18 protein-coding genes are annotated in these 24,587 nt (G+C 65.4%); 6 read left to right on the top strand and 12 right to left on the bottom strand.

All coding sequences use genetic code 11. From position 1 onward, the window contains the following. The first annotated feature begins 687 nt into the window (after positions 1-687). Positions 688-2,745 (top strand): Ig-like domain-containing protein, encoded by a 2,058-nt coding sequence (locus L1F31_RS04445; RefSeq protein WP_265419472.1) that lies wholly within the window; start codon positions 688-690, stop codon positions 2,743-2,745. Positions 2,746-2,805: 60 nt separating this feature from the next. Here L1F31_RS04445 and L1F31_RS04440 read toward each other — a convergent pair whose 3' ends face one another. The 6 genes from L1F31_RS04440 to L1F31_RS04415 form a co-directional block, all read right to left on the bottom strand. After that, positions 2,806-3,594, bottom strand: a complete 789-nt coding sequence (locus L1F31_RS04440) for an HpcH/HpaI aldolase family protein (RefSeq protein WP_265419471.1) — start codon at positions 3,592-3,594, stop codon at positions 2,806-2,808. Next, the gene (locus tag L1F31_RS04435; RefSeq protein ID WP_265419470.1) at positions 3,579-4,364 is read right to left on the bottom strand and encodes a fumarylacetoacetate hydrolase family protein; all 786 of its coding nucleotides are present in this window, start codon (positions 4,362-4,364) and stop codon (positions 3,579-3,581) included. Before L1F31_RS04435 ends, L1F31_RS04440 begins: the two co-directional genes overlap by 16 nt. Positions 4,365-4,375: 11 nt before the next feature. Then, positions 4,376-5,512 (bottom strand): 3,4-dihydroxyphenylacetate 2,3-dioxygenase, encoded by a 1,137-nt coding sequence (gene hpaD, locus L1F31_RS04430; protein WP_265419469.1) that lies wholly within the window; start codon positions 5,510-5,512, stop codon positions 4,376-4,378. Positions 5,513-5,519: 7 nt separating this feature from the next. After that, complete coding sequence (gene hpaE, locus L1F31_RS04425) at positions 5,520-7,025, bottom strand: 5-carboxymethyl-2-hydroxymuconate semialdehyde dehydrogenase (protein ID WP_265419468.1); 1,506 nt, start codon at positions 7,023-7,025, stop codon at positions 5,520-5,522. A 12-nt stretch (positions 7,026-7,037) separates the two neighbouring features. Continuing rightward, positions 7,038-7,685: a GntR family transcriptional regulator gene (locus L1F31_RS04420; RefSeq protein WP_265420389.1), complete on the bottom strand. Its 648-nt coding sequence runs from the start codon at positions 7,683-7,685 to the stop codon at positions 7,038-7,040. Between the two features lie 107 nt (positions 7,686-7,792). Then, complete coding sequence (locus L1F31_RS04415; protein ID WP_265419467.1) at positions 7,793-9,292, bottom strand: fumarylacetoacetate hydrolase family protein; 1,500 nt, start codon at positions 9,290-9,292, stop codon at positions 7,793-7,795. Positions 9,293-9,416: 124 nt separating this feature from the next. On the opposite strand from L1F31_RS04415, the gene L1F31_RS04410 reads away from it, so the two are divergent. Then, complete coding sequence (locus tag L1F31_RS04410) at positions 9,417-10,805, top strand: MFS transporter (RefSeq protein ID WP_265419466.1); 1,389 nt, start codon at positions 9,417-9,419, stop codon at positions 10,803-10,805. Positions 10,806-10,926: 121 nt separating this feature from the next. Further along, positions 10,927-12,885, top strand: a complete 1,959-nt coding sequence (locus tag L1F31_RS04405) for an FAD-binding monooxygenase (RefSeq protein ID WP_265419465.1) — start codon at positions 10,927-10,929, stop codon at positions 12,883-12,885. A gap of 17 nt (positions 12,886-12,902) precedes the next feature. Here L1F31_RS04405 and L1F31_RS04400 read toward each other — a convergent pair whose 3' ends face one another. The 6 genes from L1F31_RS04400 to L1F31_RS04375 all read right to left on the bottom strand — a co-directional run bounded on the left by L1F31_RS04400 (position 12,903) and on the right by L1F31_RS04375 (position 19,232). Then, positions 12,903-13,442 (bottom strand): hypothetical protein, encoded by a 540-nt coding sequence (locus L1F31_RS04400; RefSeq protein ID WP_265419464.1) that lies wholly within the window; start codon positions 13,440-13,442, stop codon positions 12,903-12,905. Next, entirely contained in the window at positions 13,443-14,516 is a 1,074-nt protein-coding gene (locus tag L1F31_RS04395) for a hypothetical protein (RefSeq protein ID WP_265419463.1), read from the bottom strand. Between the two features lie 76 nt (positions 14,517-14,592). Beyond that, entirely contained in the window at positions 14,593-15,162 is a 570-nt protein-coding gene (locus L1F31_RS04390) for a hypothetical protein (protein WP_265419462.1), read from the bottom strand. A 72-nt stretch (positions 15,163-15,234) separates the two neighbouring features. Beyond that, positions 15,235-16,941, bottom strand: coding sequence for an HNH endonuclease (locus tag L1F31_RS04385; protein WP_265419461.1), 1,707 nt, complete (start codon positions 16,939-16,941; stop codon positions 15,235-15,237). Between the two features lie 84 nt (positions 16,942-17,025). Continuing rightward, positions 17,026-17,637, bottom strand: coding sequence for a uridine kinase (gene udk / locus L1F31_RS04380; protein ID WP_265419460.1), 612 nt, complete (start codon positions 17,635-17,637; stop codon positions 17,026-17,028). 50 nt (positions 17,638-17,687) lie between these two features. Further along, positions 17,688-19,232 (bottom strand): FCD domain-containing protein, encoded by a 1,545-nt coding sequence (locus tag L1F31_RS04375; protein ID WP_265419459.1) that lies wholly within the window; start codon positions 19,230-19,232, stop codon positions 17,688-17,690. 166 nt (positions 19,233-19,398) lie between these two features. Between L1F31_RS04375 and L1F31_RS04370 the strand changes: the two genes are divergently transcribed. The 3 genes from L1F31_RS04370 (at position 19,399) to L1F31_RS04360 (ending at position 24,342) form a co-directional block, all read left to right on the top strand. After that, the gene (locus tag L1F31_RS04370; protein WP_265419458.1) at positions 19,399-22,806 is read left to right on the top strand and encodes a bifunctional proline dehydrogenase/L-glutamate gamma-semialdehyde dehydrogenase; all 3,408 of its coding nucleotides are present in this window, start codon (positions 19,399-19,401) and stop codon (positions 22,804-22,806) included. Between the two features lie 94 nt (positions 22,807-22,900). Further along, a complete protein-coding gene (locus L1F31_RS04365; protein ID WP_265419090.1) occupies positions 22,901-23,467 on the top strand; it encodes a helix-turn-helix domain-containing protein in 567 nt (188 codons plus the stop codon). Next, a complete protein-coding gene (locus tag L1F31_RS04360) occupies positions 23,464-24,342 on the top strand; it encodes an IS3 family transposase (RefSeq protein WP_265419091.1) in 879 nt (292 codons plus the stop codon). Before L1F31_RS04365 ends, L1F31_RS04360 begins: the two co-directional genes overlap by 4 nt. The last annotated feature ends 245 nt before the right edge of the window (positions 24,343-24,587 follow it).

Raw genomic sequence — 24,587 nt, 5'->3', positions numbered from 1 at the left:
CGGCTGTTGGGCAGGCGGCTGCGAGCTTTGGGGACGCGGTCGGAACCGATCATGGTTCTGCTGCGGCGGCACCTGACCGGGTGGGACCTGACCCTGCGGCGGCACCTGACCCGTTGGGACCTGACCCTGCGGCGGCACCTGCCCCTGTGGCCCCGATGCGGACGGAGCGTTCGGATTCCGGGGATCCTGCACCTGGGGCGGCTGGGGTCGCTGCGGTCCGGGCTGATTCGGGCCCTGCGGACCGGGACCGTTCTGTGCCGACATAGATCGTCCTTCTTCGATGGGGGAATTACCGCTCACCCAATTCTATGGGCGAACATCAGCGTCTCAGGGCCAGATGATGTATCCGTCCAGCAACACTTCAGCCAGCTGTCACGCCGTGCGCATGTCAGCAGAAACTCGACTTCACCACTGTGGGCTGTGGACAGCAGACAGGACGAAGCCGAGGACACCACCCGGTTTCGACCGACGACAGTGCCACAGTGAGGACCACAGTCAGGGTCACGGTCAGGGCTACAGGCACGATTCTCCCCGCCACCGACGAGCGAACGCCGGCTCCACTCTCCCACCCGGTGACGCCCCGTTCATCCCGACTCAAACGCCGAATCCTGTGGACGCCGGAACCTGTTTCCACAGGCTGTTCGGCGGCTCTGGCCCGTCGGTGGGGTGCGCCTGTCGAATCGTTCCATGACTTCTTTCAGACTCGCATCGCTGCGCACCGCACTGGTCCTCATCGTCCTCACCGTCGCCTCACTGCTCGGGCTGGGTCCTGCGATGGCCGCGGGCCCTCCGGTCAGCCTCGGCGAGGTTCCCGTGCACACCGCACCGAACGCCTACGGTCCTGGCATCTGGCACCACGCGAAGCAGGGCAAGACGTGGTACGGCTCGTATCGGACGTTCCCGGACACCTCGGCCTACTGCATCGATGCGGGAAAGAAGTCTCCCTTGGCGAAGTACTTCAAGGACGCGAAATCCGAGCAGGTGACATCGGCGCGCACCGCATGGGCGCTGCACGAATATGCCGACTCGAAGTCCAAAGATGTGCAGGCGGCGCTGAGCGCCATCGCCCGACTCGACAAGACACTCCCCCACGACCACAAGGTGCCTCCGCAGAAGCCCGCCGACCTCGGCAAGAAGTTCGATGCGGCAGCGAAGCACCATCAGTCGATCCTCGCCGAGGCGAAGAAGTACGCGGGTCCCTACACCCTCGATGTCAGCCTCGAACCGGTTGTCAGGATGCCCGTCCTCGAACCTCATTCCCCGGAGTCCTCCGCTTCTCCTGACTCCTGGGCGTCGGAATCGACAAGCGACGGAGCGAAGACGGGAAGCGATCCGAATGAGCCCGGGTCCCCAGCCGACAACGACAAGTCTGCTGATGGCAAGGCCGACAAGGACAAACCCAAGATCCTCGGCACCCCCACGGATGAGGCCACGCTGACAGTCTCCCTGACAAGCGCCTCCGGGACACAGGTTCCCGACATCCCCATCACGCTGACGACGACGGGCGCGAAGGACGCCCCGAAGACCCTGACGACCGGTGCCAAGGCAGTGACGACGACACTCACGGCGAGCGCCCCGGGCACGCTGTCCGTGGCGGCGAAGGCGACGGTCGCCCCGCAGACCGTGCGCATCTTCGAACCCACCTCGGGCACCCGGGTGCAGCGGGTCGTCACTCCCGATGCTCCTGACACGGTCGCGGGTAAGGCGACCCTGGACCTCAGCTCCCACCCGACGGTGACCACCGAGATCTCCGATCAGACACCGGTCCCCGGTGAGACCGTCACCGATGAGTTCACGGTCTCCGGTCTCATCGGCGACCACACCGTCACCGTCGAACATACGCTGTGGCAGACCGGCACGGCACCGGTTCAGGGCACGAAGAACGACGACGCCCGTGAAATCGGCTCCGTGACCTCGAAGGACGTCGGCAACGGCACGCACACCTCCGGTGAGGTCACCGTGCCCGAGGACTTCCGTGGCTGGCTGTACTTCACCGAGACGATCGCCGGTGACAAGGCGACGCAGGAGTGGAAGGGCATCCACGGCCAACCCCGAGAGACCGGGTTCGTCCCCTGGACTCCGAGCGCCGACACCGAGGCGGTTCTCGAGGGAACCCAGACCCACGACGAGGTGGCCGTGACCGGGCTGAGACCCGGATCCGAAGCCGTGATCACCGTCACCGCGTACCACGTGGAGGACGAACCCGAGCAGTCGGCGAAGCCCGACGGTGAAGAACTCTCCGTCCAGGACGTCACCGTCGTCGCCGACAAGGAAGGGCGCGCCGAGATCAGCACGGAGCCGATCGAGATGCCCGTCGGTTGGGTCACCTATGTGACGACGATCGAGGGCAGCGACGTCAACGAAGCGTGGACGAGCGATTGGGGTGTGCCGGCCGAAACCGTGCACCGTCCGCCCGAAGAGAAGCCGACCACTCCCCCGGCACCGCCGGAGGAACCGAGCACGCCGCCGGCCCCACCGGAGGAACCGAGCACGCCGCCCGAGCAGCCGAGTTCAACGCCGGCCCCGCCCGAGCAGCCCGCAGCACCGAAGCCCGAAACCCCGGACAAGCCCGAATCTCCGCCGGTCGCTCCTGTCGCCGAAACCCCCGCGGCTCCGGCGCCACCGGCCGAGCTGCCCCGCACCGGCACCACGGGCAACGGAATGCTCATCGGCATGGGCATCGTCCTCGTCGGTCTCGGCACAACAGTTCTCCTCATCACCGGTCGGAGCCGCGACGAGGACTGAGACGCAGTATGAATACACGTCACCCCCGACTGCGCTGACGCAGCCGGGGGTGACGTGTGCTCAGTCCTGGACCCATTCCTGCGCCCAGGCACGGGCGCCGTTCATCATCAGGCCGACATCGGCCCCGACGAGGACGAACGACGCACCGGCGTCCAGATACTTCCTGGCCTGGACCGGGTCGAAGGCGTTGACGCCGACGGGTTTGCCCGCCGCCTTCACCGCCGCGAAGGTCCTCGCTACCGCGTCGGTGACGTCCGGATGGGTCTGCTGGCCGAGCAGCCCCATCGACGCCGCCAGGTCGGAGGGTCCGACGAAGATCTGGTCGATGCCGTCGACCGCGGCGATCTCCGCGGCATTGTCCACTGCAGTCGCCGATTCGATCTGCACGGTCAGGGACACGAACTCCTCGGCCCTGCCCAGGTACTCGTGCACGGCGTTCCAGCGGGAGGCCCTGGCCAGGGCCGAACCGACCCCGCGCACACCCTTCGGCGGATATTGGACGGCTGCCACAGCCGCCTCGGCGTCGGATTTCGTATCGATCATCGGCACGAGCAGATTCTGCGCGCCGAGGTCGAGGTATTGCTTGATGAGCACCCGATCGTTCACCGGCACCCGCACCACGGGGGTGGCGGAGTAGCCGTTCATCGCACGCAGCAGACTCGTCGTGGTCTCGAGCCCGATCGGGGAATGCTCGGCGTCGATGAGCACCCATTGCATCCCCGAGGCGGCGGCGATCTCGGCGGCCACGGGCGATGCCGAGCACACCCACATGCCGGCCAGGTACTCGCCTTCGCCGAGTCCGGCCACACGGTCGGCGAAGGTCTGCGGCAGCTCTACTCGAAACGGCATGTGATGGCTCCCAGCTCTCCGTAGTCGGCGTGGACGGTATCGCCGGGGTGGACCCACATGGGGCGGGTGAACGATCCGGCGAGCACGGTCTCACCCGCTTGCAGCACGTCCCCGTGTTCGGCGAGTTTGTTCGCCAACCACACGATCCCGCGGGCCGGGTGGTCGAGCACGGCGGCGGCGACTCCCGAGTCCTCGATCGTCTCGTTGCGGTAGAGCAGGGCGCTCACCCAGCGCAGGTCCACGGCGTCGACGGCGATGGGACGGCCGCCGAGGACCATTGCCCCCAGCGCCGCATTGTCCGAGATGGTGTCGACGATCGTGCGTCCTTCCATCTCGATGCGTGAGGACAGGACCTCGAGCGCGGGGATGACGTATTCGGTGGCACGGAGGACGTCGATCAGACTGATGTCGGGGCCGCGCAGCTCGTCCTTCAGCACGAAGGCGAGCTCGACCTCGATGCGCACTCCCGAGTACTTCGAGTGGTCGATGACCGACCCGGTGTCATAGACCTGGTCGGCGAATATCGCCCCGTAGTCGGGTTCGGTGATGCCGGTGGCCTGCTGCATCGGCTTCGAGGTCAGGCCGATCTTGTGGCCGATCAGTCGGCGTCCGGCGGCCTCTCCGCGGCGGCGCCATTCGTTCTGCACCGCGTAGGAGTCCTCGACGGTCATGTCCGGGTACTTCGCGGTGAGCAGACCGATCTTCGATCGTGTCCGCTCCGCTTCCGCGAGATCGTCGGCGATGGCCGCGATCGTCGTCTCATCGAGCATGTCGATTCCTTTCAGAGCTGGTTGCCCAGCTTGCCCTCGTTCTCGTCCGCGCGGGTATAGGAGAACCCGTCGGCGCCGATCGTCACGGCCATCTCCGAATCTTCCGTGCGTGCCTGCACCGGCTGCGGGTTGCCGTCGAGATCGAGGACGAGGGAGGCGTCCGTGTACCACGACGGGACGACGGGGTTGCCCCACCAATCGCGGCGCTGATTGTCGTGGACGTCCCACGTGACGACCGGGTTGTCCGGGTCGCCGGTGTAGTAGTCCTGCGTGTAGACCTCGACACGGTGGCCGTCGGGGTCGCGCAGGTAGAGGTAGAACGCGTTCGAGACTCCGTGGCGGCCGGGTCCGCGCTCGATCGAATCGGACCTGCGCAGCGCACCGAGCTTGTCGCAGATCGAGAGGATGTTGTGTTTCTCGTGGGTCGCGAAGCACACATGGTGCATGCGCGGTCCGTCACCGCCGGTCATCGCCGTGTCGTGGACGGAGGGCTTGCGGCGCATCCATGCGGCATAGACCGTGCCCTCCTCGTCCTGGATGTCCTCCGTGACGCGGAAGCCGAGGTCCTGCATGTACTTCACCGCACGCGGCACATCCGGGGTGACCTGGTTGAAGTGGTCGAGGCGGACGAGTTCGCCGGGGATGTGCAGGTCATAGCGCCATGACATGCGTTCGACGTGATCGGATTGGTAGAAGAACTCGTACGGGAACCCGAGCGGATCGACCACCCGCACGGAGTCGCCCACACCCTTGACGAAGCCGTCGGGGTTGCGGCGGACATCGCAGCCGAGTTCGGTGTAGAAGGCCACTGCCTTGTCGAGCTCTTCGGGGCTGCGCACCCGGTAGGAGAATGCGGCGACGGCCGCGACCTCGCCCTTGCGCAGGACGAGATTGTGGTGGATGAACTCCTCCGTCGAGCGCAGGTAGAGCGTGTTCTCGTCCTCTTCGGTGACGTAGAGACCGAGCACGTCGACGTAGAACTCCCGCGAGGCGGCGAGGTCGGTGACGACGAGTTCCATATAGGCGCAGCGGAGGATGTCGGGCGGACTCGCCTGAGGAGTGGCGATGGGGTTGTCCGCGACGATCGGCGCCTCCTGGCTGACGAAGTAGCCGGCCGAGGTCAGGGTCATATCTTTGCGATTCGTCATGTCAGCCTCACTGCTTTCCGAAGACCGGGTTGTGCACCTCACCGAGGTTGATGTGCACGGACTGCTGTTCCGTGTAGAAGTCGATCGAACGGTATCCGCCCTCGTGACCGAGACCCGAGGCCTTGACACCGCCGAACGGGGTGCGCAGATCGCGGACGTTGTTCGAGTTCAGCCACACCATTCCCGACTCCACGGCCTGGGAGAAGTTGTGGGCGCGCTTGAGATCGGAGGTCCAGATATAGGCGGCGAGACCGTACTTCGTATTGTTCGCAAGCTCCAGGGCCTCCTCGTCGGAGGAGAACGGAGTGATGGCGACGACGGGTCCGAAGATCTCTTCCTGGAAGATCCTGGCATCGGGCTTCACATCGGCGAACACGGTCGGTTCGACGAAGTTGCCGGTCTCGAAGCCCTCGGGACGTCCGCCGCCGGCGACGAGACGGGCCTCGGACTTGCCGATCTCGACGTAGGACATGACCTTCTCATAGTGCTCGGGGTGGACGAGCGCGGCCACCTCGGTGGACTCATCGGAAGGCAGACCGACCTTCACACGCTTGGCCTGGGCGGCGTAGCGCTCGACGAACTCGTCGTAGATCGACTCCTCGACGAGGATGCGCGAACCGGCGGTGCAGCGTTCCCCGTTGAGGGAGAAGACACCGAAGATCGTGGCGTTGACGGCGGCCTCGAGATCCGCGTCGGCGAAGACCACGGCCGGCGACTTGCCGCCGAGCTCCATCGACAGGCCCTTGAGCCACGGGGCGGCGTTGGCGAAGATCATCTGCCCGGTCTTCGACTCACCGGTGAAGGAGATGAGCGGAACGTCCGGGTGCTTGACCAGGGAGTCTCCGGCGAAGCCTTCCTCACCGAAGCCGTTGACCATGTTGAAGACTCCGGTGGGCAGTCCGGCCTCTTCGAAGATGCCCGGCCACAGGGAGGCCGAGAGCGGGGTGAACTCGGCGGGCTTGAGCACGACGGTGTTGCCGGTGGCGATCGCCGGTCCCAGCTTCCACGACTCGAGCATGAACGGAGTGTTCCACGGGGTGATGAGCCCGGCCACGCCGATGGGTTTGCGGTTGACGTAGTTCGCCTGCCGTCCGGGGACCTTGAAGGCGTCATCGACCTGGGCGACGATGAGGTCGGCGAAGAAGCGGAAGTTCTCTGCCGCACGCGCCGCCTGCCCCTTGGCCTGGGTGATCGGCAGACCGGAGTCGAAGGACTCCATCGCGGCGAGTTCGTCCTTGCGGGATTCGACGATATCGGCGATCTTGTTGAGGATGCGGGCGCGTTCACGCGGCAGCATCGTCGGCCATGGGCCCTCGTCGAAGGCCTTCTTCGCGGAAGCGACGGCGGCTTCGATATCGGCCTTCTTGCCGGAAGCGGCCTTGATGTAGGGCTCGTTCGTCACGGGGTTGAGCACATCGAATTCGTCTCCGTCGATGGAGTCGACGAACTCTCCGCCGATGTAATGGCGGATCTTCTCCGGCAGATCTGCCGGCGGGGTGGTGGACTGTGTCATGATGTGTCCTTTCTATGAAGCTGTGGTCGTCTGCAGGTTCTGATAGCTGTGCAGCGTGGCCGAACGGTGTTCGCGCACGGCTCGTTCGATCTCCTGCACCGAGGCGCGGGCACGGATGAGCGCGACGATGCGGGAGTGCTCCTCGACGGACTCGAGCGCCCGCTCGGGCACGAAGGAGAACGTCGAATCCCGCAGGTGCGAGAGCCGATCCCATTCGAGTTCGACGAGGGCGCACAGCCGTTCGTTGGGGCAGCGCCGGTAGAGCGCCTCGTGGAATTCGTGGTTGAGTCGGGTGAACTCGGACGGTTCGAAATCGTCGAGCAGAGCCCGCATCCGATCGTTGATCGCCTCCGCCGCATCGAGATCACCGGCACCGAGGTGGTCCTTGGCTTGGGCGACAGCCGCGCCCTCGAGGATCGCGACCGTCTCCATCGACTGGGCGTAGGAGCCCTGGTCGACCATGGCCACGCGGGCCCCGACATTGCGTTCGAAGGTGACGAGACCGTCGGCCTCCAGCCGGCGGATGGCCTCGCGCACCGGCACCACGGAGGTGTCGAGGGCGAGCGCGATCTGCGCGAGCACGAGCTTGTGTCCCGGCTGGTAGGTCTGGTCGGCCACGCGTTCGCGGATCCACCGGTACGCGGTCTCCGCCTTGCTCAGCGAAGCGGAAGAGTCGGCTGACTCGGTCGACTGGGCGGCCGTTTCTGCGGCCGTTTCTGCGGCGGTCCCAGCCCCGGTTTCAGCGGCGGACGTTCGGGTTTCGGCACTCACCTGGAGGCCTTCCATTCCTCGAACTTCGCCTTCCATTCGCCCTTGGGCGGGAAGAGACCGTCGATGGGATTGCCGGCAGCAACCTGTTCGGCGACCCACCCGTCCTCGGTCTCCTTCGCCAGCGCCGCGTCGACGACCTCGTCGACGAGATCGCGTGGGATGACGATGGCTCCGTCATCATCGGCGACGATCACGTCACCGGGCAGGACTGTGGCATTTCCGCAGGCCACAGCCACATCCGATTCCCACGGAACGTGGCGCCTGCCGAGCACGGCTGGGTTCTTCGCGGTCGCGAACACGGGCAGGATGCCGGCCACCTCGGCGGAGTCGCGGACTCCCCCGTCGGTGACGACGCCGGCGGCGCCGAGAGACTTCGCGCGCAGGGCGAGGATGTCGCCGAGCGTGCCCGAACCCGATTCGCCGCGCGCTTCGATGACGATGACCTCACCGGGCCGGATCGAGTCGAAGGCCTGCTTCTGCGCGTTGTAGCCGCCGCCGTGGGACTTGAACAGGTCCTCGCGGTTGGGCACGAACCGCAGGGTCTTCGCGGTGCCGACGATCTTCGAACCCAGTTTCAGCGGGGCCACGCCTTCGATGACGACATTGTTGAGTCCACGTGAGCGCAGCTGGGCCGACAGCCCGGCGGTCGGAGCTTCGGTGAGCTTGGCGACGAGATCCTCACCGAGAGCCGACTCCGCGTCCGCTGCGGTGTCACCGGCGGTGTCCTCCGGCGGCAGTCCGGCGGCTTCGCGGGAGCCCCAGGCGTCGACGGTCAGCGCTTCGTTCGTGGCCGGCAGGCTGCCGAGGTTCTCGTCGAAGTCGCCGGAGCCCTCGACGACGGTGGTGCTCAAGCGTCCCGAGCTCAGTTCCCCTCCGTTCGCCGAGGCGGCTGTGACCTCGACGTCGACGGTGTCGCCGGGGACGACGACCGAGGATCCGGCCGGGGTGCCGGTGAGGATGACGTCGCCGGGTTCGAGGGTGAAGTGCTGGCTGAGATCGGCGACGATGCGCGGCAGGCTGAAGATCAGCTGCTCATTGCTCGACCCGTCGTCCTGGACGACGTCGCCGTTGACCCAGGTGCGGATGCGCAGGGAGTCGGGGGCCGCCTCGGCGGCGGGGATGAGCTCAGGCCCCAGCGGGGTGTAGCCGTCGCGGCTCTTCGAGCGCACGTTCGACCCCTTGTCCGGGGTCTTCATGTCATAGAGGCCGAAGTCGTTGGCCGCGGTCACTCCGGCCACATGGGACCAGGCGTCCGCCTCGGTGACGTTGCGGGTGGGAGTGCCGATGACGATGGCGATCTCCCCTTCGAAAGCGAGCAGCGAGGTGCCAGCCGGTCGTGCGATCGTCTCGCCCGTTCCGGCCACGGAGCTCGCGGCCTTGAGGAAGTAGGACGGTTGGGCGGGGCGTCTCCCCCGCTGCGCGGCACGGGACTCATAGGCCACATGAACGGCAATGATCTTGCCCGGTCGGGCGGGAACACCGGCTGGAGTCGACATCGATCTCACACCTCATTTCGATTGGCTTCACCACAGATCGTATATGATACGGTTCCGGAGGACAAGTAATCCAGGGCACAGATCTCGCGGCCCGGATACCCTCGCACGACAGGACATTGGAGTCATGGCAGCACAGAAGCACACGCAGACCCGGGTGGCGTTTGCGACCGTCGTCGGCACGAGCATCGAATGGTACGACTACTTCCTCTACGCGGCCGCCTCGGGGCTGATCTTCAACGAACTCTTCTTCGGCCCGCTCGGATCGACGCTGTCGACCATGGTCGCCTTCGCCACGGTCGGGATCAGCTTCCTGTTCCGCCCGCTGGGCGCCTTCCTCGCCGGACACTTCGGTGACAAGCTCGGACGCCGCGTCGTCCTCATCATCACGCTCATCGCCATGGGTGCGGCGACCGCACTCATCGGCTTCCTGCCCACCTACGAGTCGGCCGGCGTCATCGCACCCATCCTGCTCATCGCCCTGCGCATCATCCAAGGCATCTCGGCCGGCGGCGAATGGGGCGGAGCGGTGCTGCTGGCCGTCGAACATGCGGACGAGAAGTCCCGCGGCCTGCGCGGCTCCTTCCCGCAGATCGGCGTCTCGATCGGCCTGCTGCTGTCCTCGGGTGTGCTCGCCCTGATGACCTCCATCGCCCCTGGTGACGCCTTCCTCGAGTGGGGTTGGCGCGTGCCGTTCTACCTCTCCATCGTGCTCGTATTCGTCGGCTACTGGATCCGCCGCGGAGTCGAGGAATCCCCGGTCTTCCACGAGATCGCCGAGCGCAAGGAGCAGGTGTCGAATCCGCTGGGCAAGCTCATCAAGGGCCACTGGCTGCTCGTCGTCCTCGCCTCCCTCGTCTTCATGGGCAACAACGCCGCCGGGTACATGACCACCGGCGGATACATCCAGAACTACGCGACGGATCCGGCCGGTCCCATCGGACTCGAGCGCGGTCCCGTGCTGTGGGCGGTGGCCGCCTCGGCGGTGTCCTGGCTGATCTTCACGATCATCGCAGGCGCCGTATCGGACAAGATCGGGCGGCGGAACACCTACATCCTCGGCTGGATCTTCCTGCTGGTCGGCATCTTCTCCCTGTTCCCGCTGGTCAACACGGGCTCCCTGGGCTTGCTGCTGCTCGGACTCGTCGTGCTCACGGTGGGGCTGGGCTTCACCTACGGCGAGCAGCCGGCGATGTATGCCGAGCTGTTCCCCTCCAGCGTCCGCTTCTCCGGGGTCTCGGTGTCCTATGCGATCGGCTCGATCCTCGGCGGCGCGTTCGCCCCGACGATCGCGAAGGCGCTCGTGTCATCGACGGGAACGACCACCTCGGTGGCGATGTACCTGGGTGTCGTGGCCGTGCTCGCACTTGCGGCAACCCTGCTGCTGCGCGATCGCAGCGGGATCCCGCTGGGTCCCGACCACGAGGACGAGCAGGCGGTGAGTCCGATCATCGGGATCGGCTCGCACCGGACGTCGAACTCGGCTGCCGGCACCGAGGCGGTCCCGCGCAGATGAGGGACGGTCCCTCGCAGATGACCTGCGATGACGGTGACCGGCACCACCTGGCGACGCCAGATCGTATATGAACTGATAGCATTTGAGTATCACGACGACGTGTCAAGAACCGGAGGTTGACATGCATTTCCATCAGAACGGCTACGTTTCCGCTGACCCGCGGATCGAAGAGGCCGCCGGGTACGGGATCGATCGCAGCGAGGAGCTGCCTGATGAGGTCGATGTCCTCATCGTGGGCAGCGGTCCCGCGGGGATGATCGCCGCGGCCCAGCTCTCGCAGTACGCGCACGTGAACACGCGGATGATCGAGAAGCGCGATTCGCGTCTGGTCATCGGTCAGGCCGACGGCATCCAGGCCCGTTCCGTCGAGACCTTCCAGGCGTTCGGCTTCGCCGAGGAGATCATGCGCGAGGGCTACCACATCACAGAGATGTCGTTCTGGAATCCGGATCCGCAGAACCCCGAGAACATCGTCCGCACAGGTCGGCCGAAGGACGATGAGCACGGGATCAGCGAGTTCCCGCACCTCATCGTCAACCAGGCACGCGTGCTCGACTACTTCGCCCAGTTCGCCGCCCAGTCCCCCGGCAAGATCACCCCCGACTACGGCATCGAGTTCGTCGACCTCACGGTCGCGGCCGACGCTGAGAACGCCCCGGCAGGTGACCATCCGGTCTCCGTCACCGTCCGCTACACCGCCGGTGAACGCGCTGGTGAGGAACGGACCATCCGTGCCGGTTACGTCGTCGGCTGCGACGGGGCACGCTCGAAGGTGCGATCGGCGATCGGCCGGACGATGTCCGGCGACCAGGCCAACCATGCCTGGGGCGTGATGGACGTGCTCGCGAACTCCGACTTCCCCGATATCCGCACCAAGTGCGCGATCTCGTCGAAGCACGGCAACATCCTCCACATCCCCCGCGAGGGCGGACACCTGTTCCGCATGTACGTCGATCTCGGCGAGGTGCCCGAAGACGATGCCCGCAAGGTGCGGCAGACGAGCATCGACGAGATCATTCGGCGGGCGAACGCGATCATTGCGCCCTATTCCATCGATGTGAAGAAGGTCGCCTGGCATTCGGTCTACGAGGTCGGGCACCGTCTCACCGATGCCTTCGACGACACCGATGAGAACGATCCGGCTTCGCAGTGCCCGCGCGTATTCATCACCGGCGACGCCTGCCACACCCACTCGGCGAAGGCCGGGCAGGGCATGAACGTGTCGATGCAGGACGGGTTCAATATCGCGTGGAAGCTCGGTCAGGTCATCTCCGGTCGGTCGTCGACCGAGCTGCTGCGCACCTATTCGGCTGAGCGGCAGGTCGCTGCGAAGAACCTCATCGAGTTCGACAAGGAATGGTCGACGCTCATGGCGACTCCGCAGGAGGAGCTGCCGGACAAGGCGTACCTCGAGGACTTCTACGTCAAGACCGCGGAGTTCCCTGCCGGTTTCATGACCGAGTACGCGGAATCGATGATCACGAGCTCGACGCAGCACCAGGAGCTGGCGGCAGGGTTCCCCATCGGCAAACGGTTCAAGTCCGCCCGGGTGCAGCGCAGCTGCGATGCGAACTACATCCACCTCGGTCATGAGGCCCGGGCCGATGGGCGCTGGCGCGTCTACGTCTTCGCCGATCGTGCCGCACCGACCGTCGGTGCTGGCTCGGGTGACGGTGCCGGTGCGGGTGACGCTGCCGGCTCGGGTGAGTCGAAGGTGGCGGCGCTGGCGGCCTGGCTCGAATCGGATCCCGCCTCTCCCGTGGTCGCCTATCGCCGTGCCGGCGAGGACCTCGATGCCCTCGTCGAGCTCAGCGTCATCTACCAGCAGGAACACAAGGACTTCGCGTTCCCGGATGTGCCGTCGGTCTTCCGTCCGCATGTCGGGGTCTTCGACCTCGAGTACGTGGAGAAGATCTACGCGACCCTGCCCGATGAGGACATCTTCGAAGCCCGGGAGATCAGCCGTGACGGTGCCGTCGTCGTGGTCCGCCCCGACCAGTACGTATCGGGAATCTTCCCCTTGGATGCGCATGCTGAGATCGGCGACTACTTCGCAGGAGTATTCGAACCCGTGAAGTGATTCAGTCCTCTCTCCGGTCACTGCTGTTCAAGCGCCCTCGACCATTTGTCGGGGGCGCTGTGCGTTCGGCGGTGGCCACCGAGGAAGCCGCAAATGCCGGCCGCGACGAGTGAAGCTGCGCCGATGAGCCACAGTCCGAAGCCGAATGACGGCCGACCGACCTCCATTCCTCCGATCGGTGTGCCGTCGGGCAGCTGTCCGTCCCACATCGTCACCGGAGGGTTGAGGGCGATGACGACGAGGATGAAGACGATGAGCGCTGCGACGAGTACTGCCGTCACATTCCACCACAGGTCAGAGGCGAACCCGAGACCGAGCGCGGCGATGGCGACCACGACCGCCCAAAGGAGGATGAACGCAGGCACCACTTCACCACCGTCATCGAACGTCCAGTCTCCCAGCGAGGTCATTCGGATGCGCGGGCCGACATCGCTGAAGCTGTCGACGACAGGGACGAAGATCGTGGCGATCCACATGGCGACCGCGATGAACGGCAGCAGCCGAGCCGTTCGCAGCAGCCGACGGCGACGGTGTTCTCTCATTGCTTCGGGCATCATCTATCTCTCCGTTCCGGTCAGTTGAGAACCCCGGCGATCTTTCCGCCGCCGGACGCAGAGGAATCCGCAGACGCTCGCAGTGATGAGCGCCCAGCAGCCGATCGTCCACAGATGAAGACCAGCCGCCGGGTCTGCGACGATGTAGGCGCTGATCGTGCCACCCTCGGCGAGGGTGCTTTCGACTCGTTCTCGCGGAAGGTCGAGGACCAACATCGACTCAACGATGAGGAGGCCGACCCCGGCAGACATCGGCAGAACGGGCCAGTAGGCGAAGGCATCGAACCGCTTCGCGGTGACCGCGCAGGCGAGCACCACCGCCCACGGCAGGACAACGGCAGGGGTGAGGTCGGAAGGATCGAACGGCGCTCTTCCGATCGACGTGATCGTCAGACTGTGAGCACCATGGTCTCCGCTGTCGAAGAGCGGCACCCATATCATCAGCACCCACGCAGCGACCGCAACCCACGGAAGCCGCTGAGCCCAGCGATACGTTCGGTTCCCGCGCGGCCAGTCGGTGATTCTGAACTTCGCACCACGGTCCGAGGCAGTTTCCTGTCTGTGGTCAGCTCTTCTTCGGCGGTGGTCACCGAGGAGGCCGCAGAGTCCCGCAGTCAGCAGACAGAGGCAGCCGAGACTCCACAGTCCTGCCCCCATCGCCGGCTGGGCGATGACCACCCCGAAGACCGGGAGCCCCCGATCGTCGACGGCGTCCCACATGAGCGTCGGCAGATTCGTCACCATCGTGACCAGCACGAGGAAGGCAGTGACACCCAGTACGAGGGCACCGACTGACCACACACGCGCAGCGACCTCCGGCCACGGGTGCGAATCGGCGCGTGACCGGACAGTGAGCAGGAACGAAGCAGCTGTGCAGGTGAGGACCCCGAGGGCGACGAGGACGGTCGACACCTGAGCCTCCGCGAAGTCGAAGGCCGGCCCGCCGAGAGCAGTGACGATGATGCGTGGTGGGCGCGGAGGCTCCGAAGTGTCCTCGGGACTGGCAAGGACGGGCACCCACAGCATGGCAATCCACAAGACGAGCGTGAACAGCGACAGCGCCTGGGCGATTCGCATCAGCCTCATGCCCCGGGTTGCTCGACGGACAGCCGGCGGATCGGCCGGCGGATCGGCCGGACTGTCGGAGTTGCCCTTACGCGGAGTGACCATGACGCTTGGCCATGCAGCGTTTGATCCGCTCGCGACGGTGACGGTTCTTCTGGGCTGCCGCGACCAGACCACAGATTCCCGCAGCGAGGTAGAGGGCGCTCCCGAGCACCCAGAATCCGAAGCCTGCCGCAGGATAGGCGACCTCCATGCCGCCGGTGGGCATGCCGTTCGCGGTCTGCCCGTCCCACATCAGGAACGGCGGATCGGCGACCATCTGCAGCAGGCGCAGCCCCAGCACGGTGCCGAGGACGATCGCCGCAATCGACCACCACTTCGATGCGGACAGCAGCCAGGCGGTGAAGGCACCGGTGACGATGATGATCCAAATCGTGAGGTAGCCCGGGTCGAGGTCATTCATGTCGATCGGTGAGAACCCGAGCGATGTCACACGGACCCGCATCGATTCGGTCCCGCCGCTGTCGAGGACCGGCACGAAGATCGTGATCACCCAACACGCCACTGCTCCGATCGGCAGGACGCGCGCTACGAGGTTGAGGCTTCGCCCTCGCGCGCTCGTCCATCGTGTGCTGCCGTTCTTATCCGCCGTGTCCATACCCACGATTGTCTGCAGGATGCGTGTGGCAGGTGTTCCCACGATGTTCCAGATCCGACACGCAGCCTCGACTCAGTCGGGTCCGAACACCACCTGCACCAGCTGTGCCTCGACCGGGCTGCCTTCGCAGTCTGCCGGTGTCGGCCGCCGGTGCGCATTGCGGCTGCGCCATGTGGCGATCTTTTCGGCGCGGGTGCAATACCGCGGTGGCAGCTGCTCGGGCAGTTGGGCCCGAGGTTCGATCGTCCGATACTCGATCGGATGTTCTTCGACTGCGCGCGCCTCCGCCGAGGTGATCGGCAGGTAGGGCAGATCGATTTCGTCGAGTGCGTCCGTGTCGAAGTCGTCGGCCGTCTCGAAATCGTCGACAGCATCGATTCCGTCGGCCGCATCACTTTGCGTCGCGTCGCTCTGCTTCGCGTCTCTCTGCGGTTCGAGGAATCGGGAGAAGGCCTGCCGCCAATCGGGTTCCGGCGGCGATTCTCCGGGTTCGGACACCGCCTCGGGGCATGGGAACCGCATGCGGCGGACCACTGCGGGTGTGGCCACGTCATAGGAGTGTCCGCTTGGTGTGGTGACCTTCAGCCCCTCGGGTGTGGCTTCGTGCTTCCACCCGGGGTGCTCTTTCGCGTAGTTGCAGGAGGCGCACAGTCCTGAACCGTTCTCCCAGGTGGTCGGTCCGCCGGCGGCGACCGGTCGGGCATGGTCTGCGTGCCGGATCGGGGCATCGCACCACGGAGTCCTGCACACGTCGTCACGGAAGGTGATCATCTGCCGCAGCCGGCCGGTGAATTCGCGACCTTTTGCGTCCATGCCCACCAGCTGCCCATCCTCGGGGCGGGTGAAGATCCTGCTGATGAACACCTTCGCCTCGTTCGCGGCGACGAATTCCCGTGCCGTCTTCGCCGGCAGCGGCCCGAACCCGGGCAGCCAGGCAGGCACCAGTCCGTCGGCGAGCAGCGATTCGGCCTCGACGAGCAGATGGATCTCCGCCGGCACAGCCGTGGCGCTCGACTGGCCGCTCAGCCGCTGCACGAAGGAGTCGGCGAGCACCTGCTGGCGATTCCGCCCGTCTGCGTCACCGCCCGCGATGATCGTCTCGGCTCCGGCAGTGAGGCTCTCATAGGCGGCGACAGCCTGAGGCAGCGGCAGAATCGCGGAGATCCTGCCCATCCCGTCGTCGATCACGGTCAGGTTCACGCGTCGATTGCTCGCGGCCTTCGCTACCCGTTTCGCGGCAGCCTCGGCGTCCATCTCGGCACTGAGTGCACGCGCTTCGGCTCGCAGACTGCGCAGCCCGACCGGCTCCAGACTCCGCTTCATCCTCGTATCGACCTTGCGTCGATCAGCATCGGTGAGAACGGCGGTCTCGTCGACCATGATGCGCGCTTTGTCCTCGGAGATCTTCCCCTGAGCCAGCGCTTTGAACGTGTTGGGCATGCCGATGACGATCGTCCGGGCGGTGCTGAGGAACTTCCGTCCCGATCCGGGAGAGACTTTCTTCGCCAACCCGACCTCGTCACCGGCGCGCTTTCCGCAGTCGTTCGCGGGCACCCGGTTGAGCCGGTCCCGTTCGATGCGCAGCGCCTCGAAGGCCACGGCCTCTCTGGACTGTGCGGCGACCACAGCGGATCTGAGCTCTTCGAGCGCTGTGATCCGCGCCAGCGTCTCCGCTTCGGTGTCGCCCTGATCGAGACCGCGCAGCAGCTCACCGAACCGAGTGATCTCGGTCAGCGGATCCGGAACCGGCGTTGGTTCCCGTACGGGGTCGACGTCCATATGAAGACGGTACCCGTCGGCACTGACACGACTTCGGAGACGGCTCCGAAAAGTACCGTCTGCCCAGGTCAGTGGCTGTCTGGCTCAGCCGACCCCGCGCTGGATCCGGTTGAGGACCATGTCCATGGCGACGATGTTGTGGCCGCCGTCGGGAATGATGAGGTCGGCATTGCGCTTCGAGGGTTCGACGTAGAGCTCGTGCATCGGTTTGACCGTGCCCAGGTACTGGTCCTCCACCGACTGCAGGGTCCGTCCGCGGTCGACGACATCGCGTTTGATCCGCCGCAGCAGACGCACATCCGCGTCGGTGTCGACGAAGAGTTTGATGTCGAGCAGCCGGCAGATCCGCGGTTCCGCGAAGATGAGGATGCCCTCGACGATGATCACCTGTGCGGGTTCGACCAGCGTCGTCTCATCGCTGCGGTTGTGGATCGAGAAGTCATAGACAGGACTCTCGACCGAAACGGAGTTCCGCAGTGCGGTGAGATGATCGACGAAGAGGTCGTTGTCGAAGGCGTCGAGATCGTCGTAGTTGACCTTCTCGCGTTCTTCGTACGTCAGCTCGTCGCGCCGTTTGTAGTAGTTGTCGTGGTAGAGCACCGACGGCGGGCCCTCACATTTGTCCAACAGCGCCTGAGTCAGCGTCGTCTTTCCGCTGCCGGTTCCGCCGGCCACGCCCACAACCAAAGTGTCCACGGCACAAATCTATACCACGACCCCGCCGAGGCGGCTCCCGGTTCCCGTGCTCATCCGAGGCTGCGGGTGAGCTGAGTCCACAGCTGCTGGTCGAAGCGACGCCGGCCGAGCAGGCCGGCCATATGCCGCACCGCATTGTCGACCTTGCCGCGCCACACCTCGACAGCGGTCTTCGCATCCGCTCGGCTGAGCGCCCGGAAGATCGCCCGGTCGTCGCTGACGATGCGATCGCTGGCCGGCGAATAGTCGAGCTGGAGCACGGAGATGAAGAGGCGCAGCCGCAGGGTCACCGCCTCGAAGGTCCGCGCCGATTCCCGCAGCCCCGAGGCACGGGCAAGCTCCTGCTGAAAGTGGAGGTCGGCATCCTCGACGTCGATTCCGCTGCGTGTGGGAGCAGAGACTTCAACCTGCCGCAGCGCCAGCTGCACGGGCACGAGGTAGCGCTGCGGGCGCAGGGCCAGCGACCTCAGCACGACCTCCCCGATGGCCATGCGGGCGGCGTAGAGGTCGAGCACATCGACAGTGGTGATGAGCGGGATCCTGGCCCCGCCGCGGGAGCCGTCGAGCAGCTTGTCATCGACCATGCGACGCAGGGCCGCGTCGACAGAGGCCCTGGGCACGCGCATGCGTCTGGACAGCAGGCGCGGATTGATCCGGTCACCGGGTTCGTAGGCGGAGTCGATGATCTCCTCACGCAGCGCGATCGCCAGGTGCTCGGTGATCGATCGGGTCTCCTTCGGAAGCCACGAAGAGATCTCCATTGAGTCAGAAGTAATGGAACTTTCCGTGAGTTCGGCCTGAGCGGACTCCCGCCACAGCACGCCCTCGAGCCCGTGCCTGACTCGTGCGGCGACGAGGTCGAGCAGGGCTCCGGGGATATCCTCGCACCCGGCGAGCATGACCTTGAGCGCCTCGAGAAATTCCGTGAAGTCCGTGCAGACGCTCACGCGCGCCTCGCCACCGGTGATGAGGCCGCCTGGAACCTCGCCCAGGGGGTCGAAGACGAGGAAGTCTGCGTCGCCGCGGATGAGTTCGACCAGCTCAGCGGTGGGAACCTGTCGGTGCTCGCTGTCGAAGCGCTGACCCCAGCGTCCCACTCCGGCCGAACGCAGCGCCGCGGTGATTCCGGCGATCCTGCGCTGGATCCGGCGCGGCGGCACCGAACCGCCCACCTGCCCCGCACCCACGGCCTCATCAGCAGGTTCGACGGACCGCGTTCCGACGATGACCATCGGGAATCCGCTGGCGACGAGGACGAGCTCGCGACCGCCTGCCACCTCGGTGACGGGCAGGGTGAGAGAGCGGACGGAGCGGGAGACGATGCTCTGGCTCAGCCCCGTCGCGTCCGCCAGCGCACGAGTCGAATAGTCCCGCCCCGAAATCCGCGCACCGGCGGTGGCGACGAGCGCCTCGACGACCTGATCCGCTGTCGCCTGGATCGGCGGTCGCCCGCTGCGCGGGCGGTCGTTCAGATCCGACCGGTTTGCCCAGCGCCGCAGGGACGTCGGTGAGGCACCCGTGGCCAGGGCCACCTCGGCGAGGGTCGAGGTCCTCAACGCCGCCACTGCCTCGCGACGGAATTCAGGGGAATACATTCCTCGATTCTACTACTTCTGACTCAACGCATTCGCCAGCTGTTCGCGGTCTCTTCACCCCCGGATCTCCCCGGCGCATACTGAGGGCAGAGCCTCATGAAGGGCCGAGCCTCACGGTCAGCGCAGATGCGTGCGGGCACCATCCACAACAGCCAAGGGAGTTCAGTTGCTGCACACCGATACCGATCTCGAAGCGCTCACGGCCCGGTCGATCGACACCGTCCGCAGATGGCTGCGGGTGGCAACGTCGAAGACCACGGCAAAGAATCCGGCGGCCGAACGGCTCTCCGCAGTCCTCTCCGATCCCAACGGTCTCGACTTCACGGTCGGATTCGTCGATCGCGTCGTGCGCACCGATGACGTCCACGCCGCCGCCGATGCCCTGGCCGAGGTCGGCAAACTCGCGCCGGAGACGATGTCCGCGCTCGACCGCGCACAGATCAAGGCCGGTGCAGCACTGGGCAGGATCGCCCCGCAGGTCGTCGTCCCCGCCGCCCGCACGCGTCTGCGCCAGATGGTCGGGCACATGGTCGTCGATGCCCGTGACAAGCAGTTCGGCAAGACCGTGGCCGCGCTCACCGGCGACGGACACCGGCTCAACATCAACCTCCTCGGCGAGGCCGTACTCGGCGACGGCGAAGCCGACCACCACCTCGAAGAGACCCACCGTCTGCTCGCTCGTGAGGACGTGGACTACGTCTCGGTCAAGGTCTCCTCGGTGGCCTCGCAGATCTCGATGTGGGCCTTCGACGAGACCGTCGACTACGTCGTCGAACGCCTCCGTCCCCTCTACCAACAGGCGGCGAAGGCCCCGACGGGCGCGAAATTCGTCAACCTCGACATGGAGGAGTACCAGGACCTCGAGCTGACGATCGCGGTGTTCACTCGCCTGCTCTCCGAACCGGAATTCAAGGATCTCGAAGCCGGCATCGTCATCCAGGCCTACCAGCCCGATGCCCTCGGTGCCGTGCAGCGGCTGAGCGAATTCGCTGCCCGTCGTGTCGAGAACGGCGGAGTCGGGATCAAGGTCCGCCTGGTCAAGGGCGCGAACCTCGCGCTTGAGACCGTGCACGCCGAGATCGCCGGATGGCCGGCGACGACGTGCGATTCGAAGCAGTCGACGGATGCGAACTACAAGCGGGTCCTGCACTGGCTGTTCACCCCGGAGCGGATGAAGGGTCTGCGCATCGGCGTGGCCGGTCACAACCTCTTCGACATCGCCTTCGCCCACCACCTCTCCGCCGACCGCGAGGTGACGAACCGGGTGGAATTCGAGATGCTCCAGGGCATGGCCAGTGAGCAGGCCGCGGCGGTGACCGAGGACGTCGGCGATCTCCTCCTCTATGTCCCGGCCGTGCACCCGAAGGAGTTCGATGTGGCGATCTCCTACCTGGTGCGCCGCCTCGAGGAGAACTCTGCTTCAGAGAACTTCATGTCCGGCATCTTCGAACTCGCCAACGGCAACGAGGTGTTCAGGCGCGAGGCCGACCGGTTCACCGCCGCCGTCGCACAGCTCGAAGGCATCCTGGCCGACGAGGGTGAGACAGCACCCCGCCCGAATCGCCGTCAGGATCGGTCCGCCGAAGTGCTCGGTGAGACCGTGGTCCCGACCGAGTTCTTCAATGAACCCGATACCGATCCCTCCTTGCCCGCGAACCAGGAGTGGGTGCGGTCCATCATCGCCGAGGCGACCGCCCCCGGATACCTCGACGATCGCCCTCATACGCCGAGCGTCGATTCCACGGCCGAGCTCGATGAGATGATCGCTCGCGGTCGTGCAGCCGCAGCGTCGTGGCGCGAACTCGGCGCTGCGGGCCGGGCGGAGATCCTTCACCGGGCCGCGGACATCTTCGCCGCCCGGCGCGGTGAGTTCATCGCCGTCGAAGCCGCCGAGGTCGGCAAGATGCCCTCCCAGTCCGACCCCGAGGTCTCCGAGGCCATCGACTTCATCCGCTACTACGCGCTCAACTCCCTCGAACTCGAGAACCTCGACGGCGCGGAGTTCACCCCGGATGAGATGGTCGTCATCACCCCGCCGTGGAACTTCCCGGTGGCGATTCCCACCGGTGGCACCGTCGCGGCCCTGGCCGCCGGTTCCGCGGTGATCCACAAACCGTCGAAGCCGACGCCGCACTGTTCGGCGCTCATCATCGACTGCCTGTGGCAGGCCGGTGTCCCGAAGGACGTCCTGCAGCTGTGTGCCCCGGTCGAGCGCGAGCTCGGTCAGCACCTCGTGTCCCATCCCGATGTCGACCGGGTCATCCTCACCGGCGCTTCGGAGACCGCTGCCCTGTTCAAGTCCTTCCGCCCTGAGCTGCACGTCAATGCGGAGACCTCGGGCAAGAACGCGCTCATCATCACCCCGGCCGCGGACCGTGACCTGGCCATGGCCGATCTCGTCCACTCGGCCTTCGGCCACGCCGGGCAGAAGTGTTCGGCCGCCTCGCTGGGCATCATGGTCGGATCGACCTACGATTCCGAACGCTACCGGCGCCAGCTCGTCGATGCCGCCGCCTCGATGGTCGTCGACTGGCCCGCGAACCTGTCGGCGACGATGGGTCCGCTGACCGAGGACCCTTCGGACAAGCTGCGTCGTGCCCTGACCTCGCTCGAACCCGGAGAGTCCTGGCTGCTCGAACCCAAACAGCTCGACGACACCGGGCGGCTGTGGAGCCCCGGCATCAAGGACGGGGTCAAGCCGGGATCGTTCTTCCACCTCACCGAGGTCTTCGGCCCGGTGCTCGGACTCATGCATGCTCGTGATCTCGACGAGGCGATCGAGTTCCAGAACGCCGTGGACTTCGGTCTCACCGGCGGCATCCACTCCCTCGATCCGGCGGAGGTGAGCACCTGGCTCGACCGCGTCGAGGTCGGCAATGCCTACGTCAACCGCGGCATCACCGGAGCCATCGTGCGCCGGCAGTCCTTCGGCGGCTGGAAGCAGTCCTCTGTGGGCCTGGGATCGAAGGCCGGCGGACCGAACTACCTCATGCTCTTCGGCCACTTCGCCGACACCGGCGACCAGAACCTCGAGGCCGCGAAGGCCGATGACCGCCGCTGGTTCGAGCGGGAGTTCGGGGCTGCGAAGGACCACACGGGTCTGCGCGCCGAGGCGAACATCTTCCGCTACAGGCCCCGCCCGGTGACCCTGCGTGTGACTGCCGAAGCGAGCCTGTTCGATCTCGAACGGTCCCTGCATGCGGCCGCCACGGTGGGATCAACGGTGCAGCTGTCCGTCGCCGAGGATGTGCCCGCCGAGGTGAAGATCGCCGCGACGGAGGCCAGGGTCGCCGCCCGCACCGAGTCGGCCGAAGAGTTCGCCGACATGGTCGGTCAGGGCCGCTACGACGACACGGTGGGTGCGCGCATCCGCGTTCTCGGACGCCTTGAGGACGAGCTCGTGGCCGCGACCGCACCCCGACCTGAGGTTGCGGTCATCGATGAGCCGGTGACCTCCTCGGGGCGGGTGGAGCTGCGGTACTACGTGCAGGAGCAGGCAGTGTCGATGACGCTGCACCGCTTCGGCAACCCGAGCCGTGACTTCCACGAACTAGCCGCCGCCCTCACCTCCTGAATTACTACCTGACGGCGCCCCAGCAACCTCGCGCTGGAGTGGTCCCCGAAAGTTGGACTGTGATCAACACAAGACAACTTGAAGGGACCACTCCATGCGTAAGGACTGTCTGATCACAGACGAACAAGCCAGGGCCGCGATCGACCTCTTCGACAAAGGGCACGGCTATGCCGCGACAGCCACGAAGCTCGACGTGCATAAACCCACGCTCAAACTCCTCCACGACCGGTGGCTGGTGCGTGGAACAATATCGGTCATGGAACCGCACCAGCCCCGCCGCATACCGGCAGAGACGAAGATCGCGACTGCGAAACGGTACCTCGACGGCGAACACAAAGTCGTCCTGGCTCAAGAGCTCGGTTTGGCGTCCTCGCGTACCGTGGTTGATTGGGCGAAGAAATACCGGGACAAGGGCGAAGACGCGTTCGTGACACCGCCGCCGGCCAAAGGCAAGACAGCACGAATACGAGCCCTCGACAACGGTCAGGACCCCGATGCTGATCCGGCACCGTCGAAGCCAGACCTGATGGCGAAGAAGACGCATGTCGAGGACATCAGCCTGGCCGAGTATCGGCAGCTGCAAGACCGGCTGCTGCGGGCTGAAGCGGAGAACGCTTACTTGAAAAAACTGCGGGCCTTGAGGCAAAAAGGGCAGCTGTGAAAGCACGCATTGTTGCCAGTCTCAAGGCAGACTATCCACTGCCATTGCTGCTGCAGGTCGCGGGTTTGGCCCGGTCGACGTTCTTCTACCACCAGAAACGATTCGACGTGAGACCCGACCCATACGCGCAGGTGAGAACCCTCATCGAGGACATCTTCGAGAAGAGTCACAAACGCTACGGGCACCGCAAGATCTGGGCTGTCTTGGTCAAACAGGGCATCACGATCGCGAAGAAGACCGTACTGCGATTAATGCGTGACATGGGTCTGCAGACCGAGGTGCGGAAGAAGAAATTCGACTCCCATCGCGGCACGGTCGGAGCCGTTGCTGACAACGTACTCAATCGGGAGTTCACCGCTGATGAACCGAACGAGAAATGGGTTTCCGACGTCACGGAATTCGCTGTTGAAGACAAGAAACTGTATCTGTCACCAGTGATCGATCTGTTCGATGCCGGTGTGGTGTCGTACTCGATGTCGACGTCACCGAACACGGCATTGACGAACGAGTCGCTGATGCGAGCCTGTCAGGGACTGCGTCCCGGGCAGACACCGCTGGTGCACACGGACCAGGGGTTTCAGTACCAGCACGTGTCCTGGGCGTCGATTCTAGCTAAGCATGGTGCTACACCGTCGATGTCGCGGAAGGGAAACTGCTGGGATAACGCGATGGCGGAGAACTTCTTCGGGCAGTTGAAGTCCGAGATGTTCTATCTGCAGAAGTTCGACACGGTCGAGGACCTCAAAGCCGCGATCAATGAGTACATTCATTGGTATAACTACGAAAGGATCTCGACACGACTTGGCGATCTTGCCCCGATGGAATATCGGAACAAGACCGCCAAGGATGGTGAGCCTATTTACGAACTATGCTGACCTCACAGCAGTCCAACTTTTGGGGACCAGTCCACGCCGGGTTGCTGGGGCGCCGTCAGGTAGTTCTGGGTGCAGGGCGAGTTGTGTAGGATCGGTCACATCTGTGACATTCAGTGGACTGTCCGACTGTTCACAAGTTGTTCACATGTTCGCCGTCGTCGTCGATCTGTGAGCCGCTAGGGTGCAAGGGACTGCGCACGTGGATCGTCACGATGTGCACAGCCGCTCATCCGCCCGAAAGGCTC

Source organism: Brevibacterium spongiae, assembly GCF_026168515.1.
GTDB classification, from domain to species: Bacteria; Actinomycetota; Actinomycetes; order Actinomycetales; family Brevibacteriaceae; genus Brevibacterium; species Brevibacterium spongiae.
The sequence above is the reverse complement of the archived record's forward strand: the minus strand, read 5'-3'. Positions and strand labels throughout refer to the sequence as shown.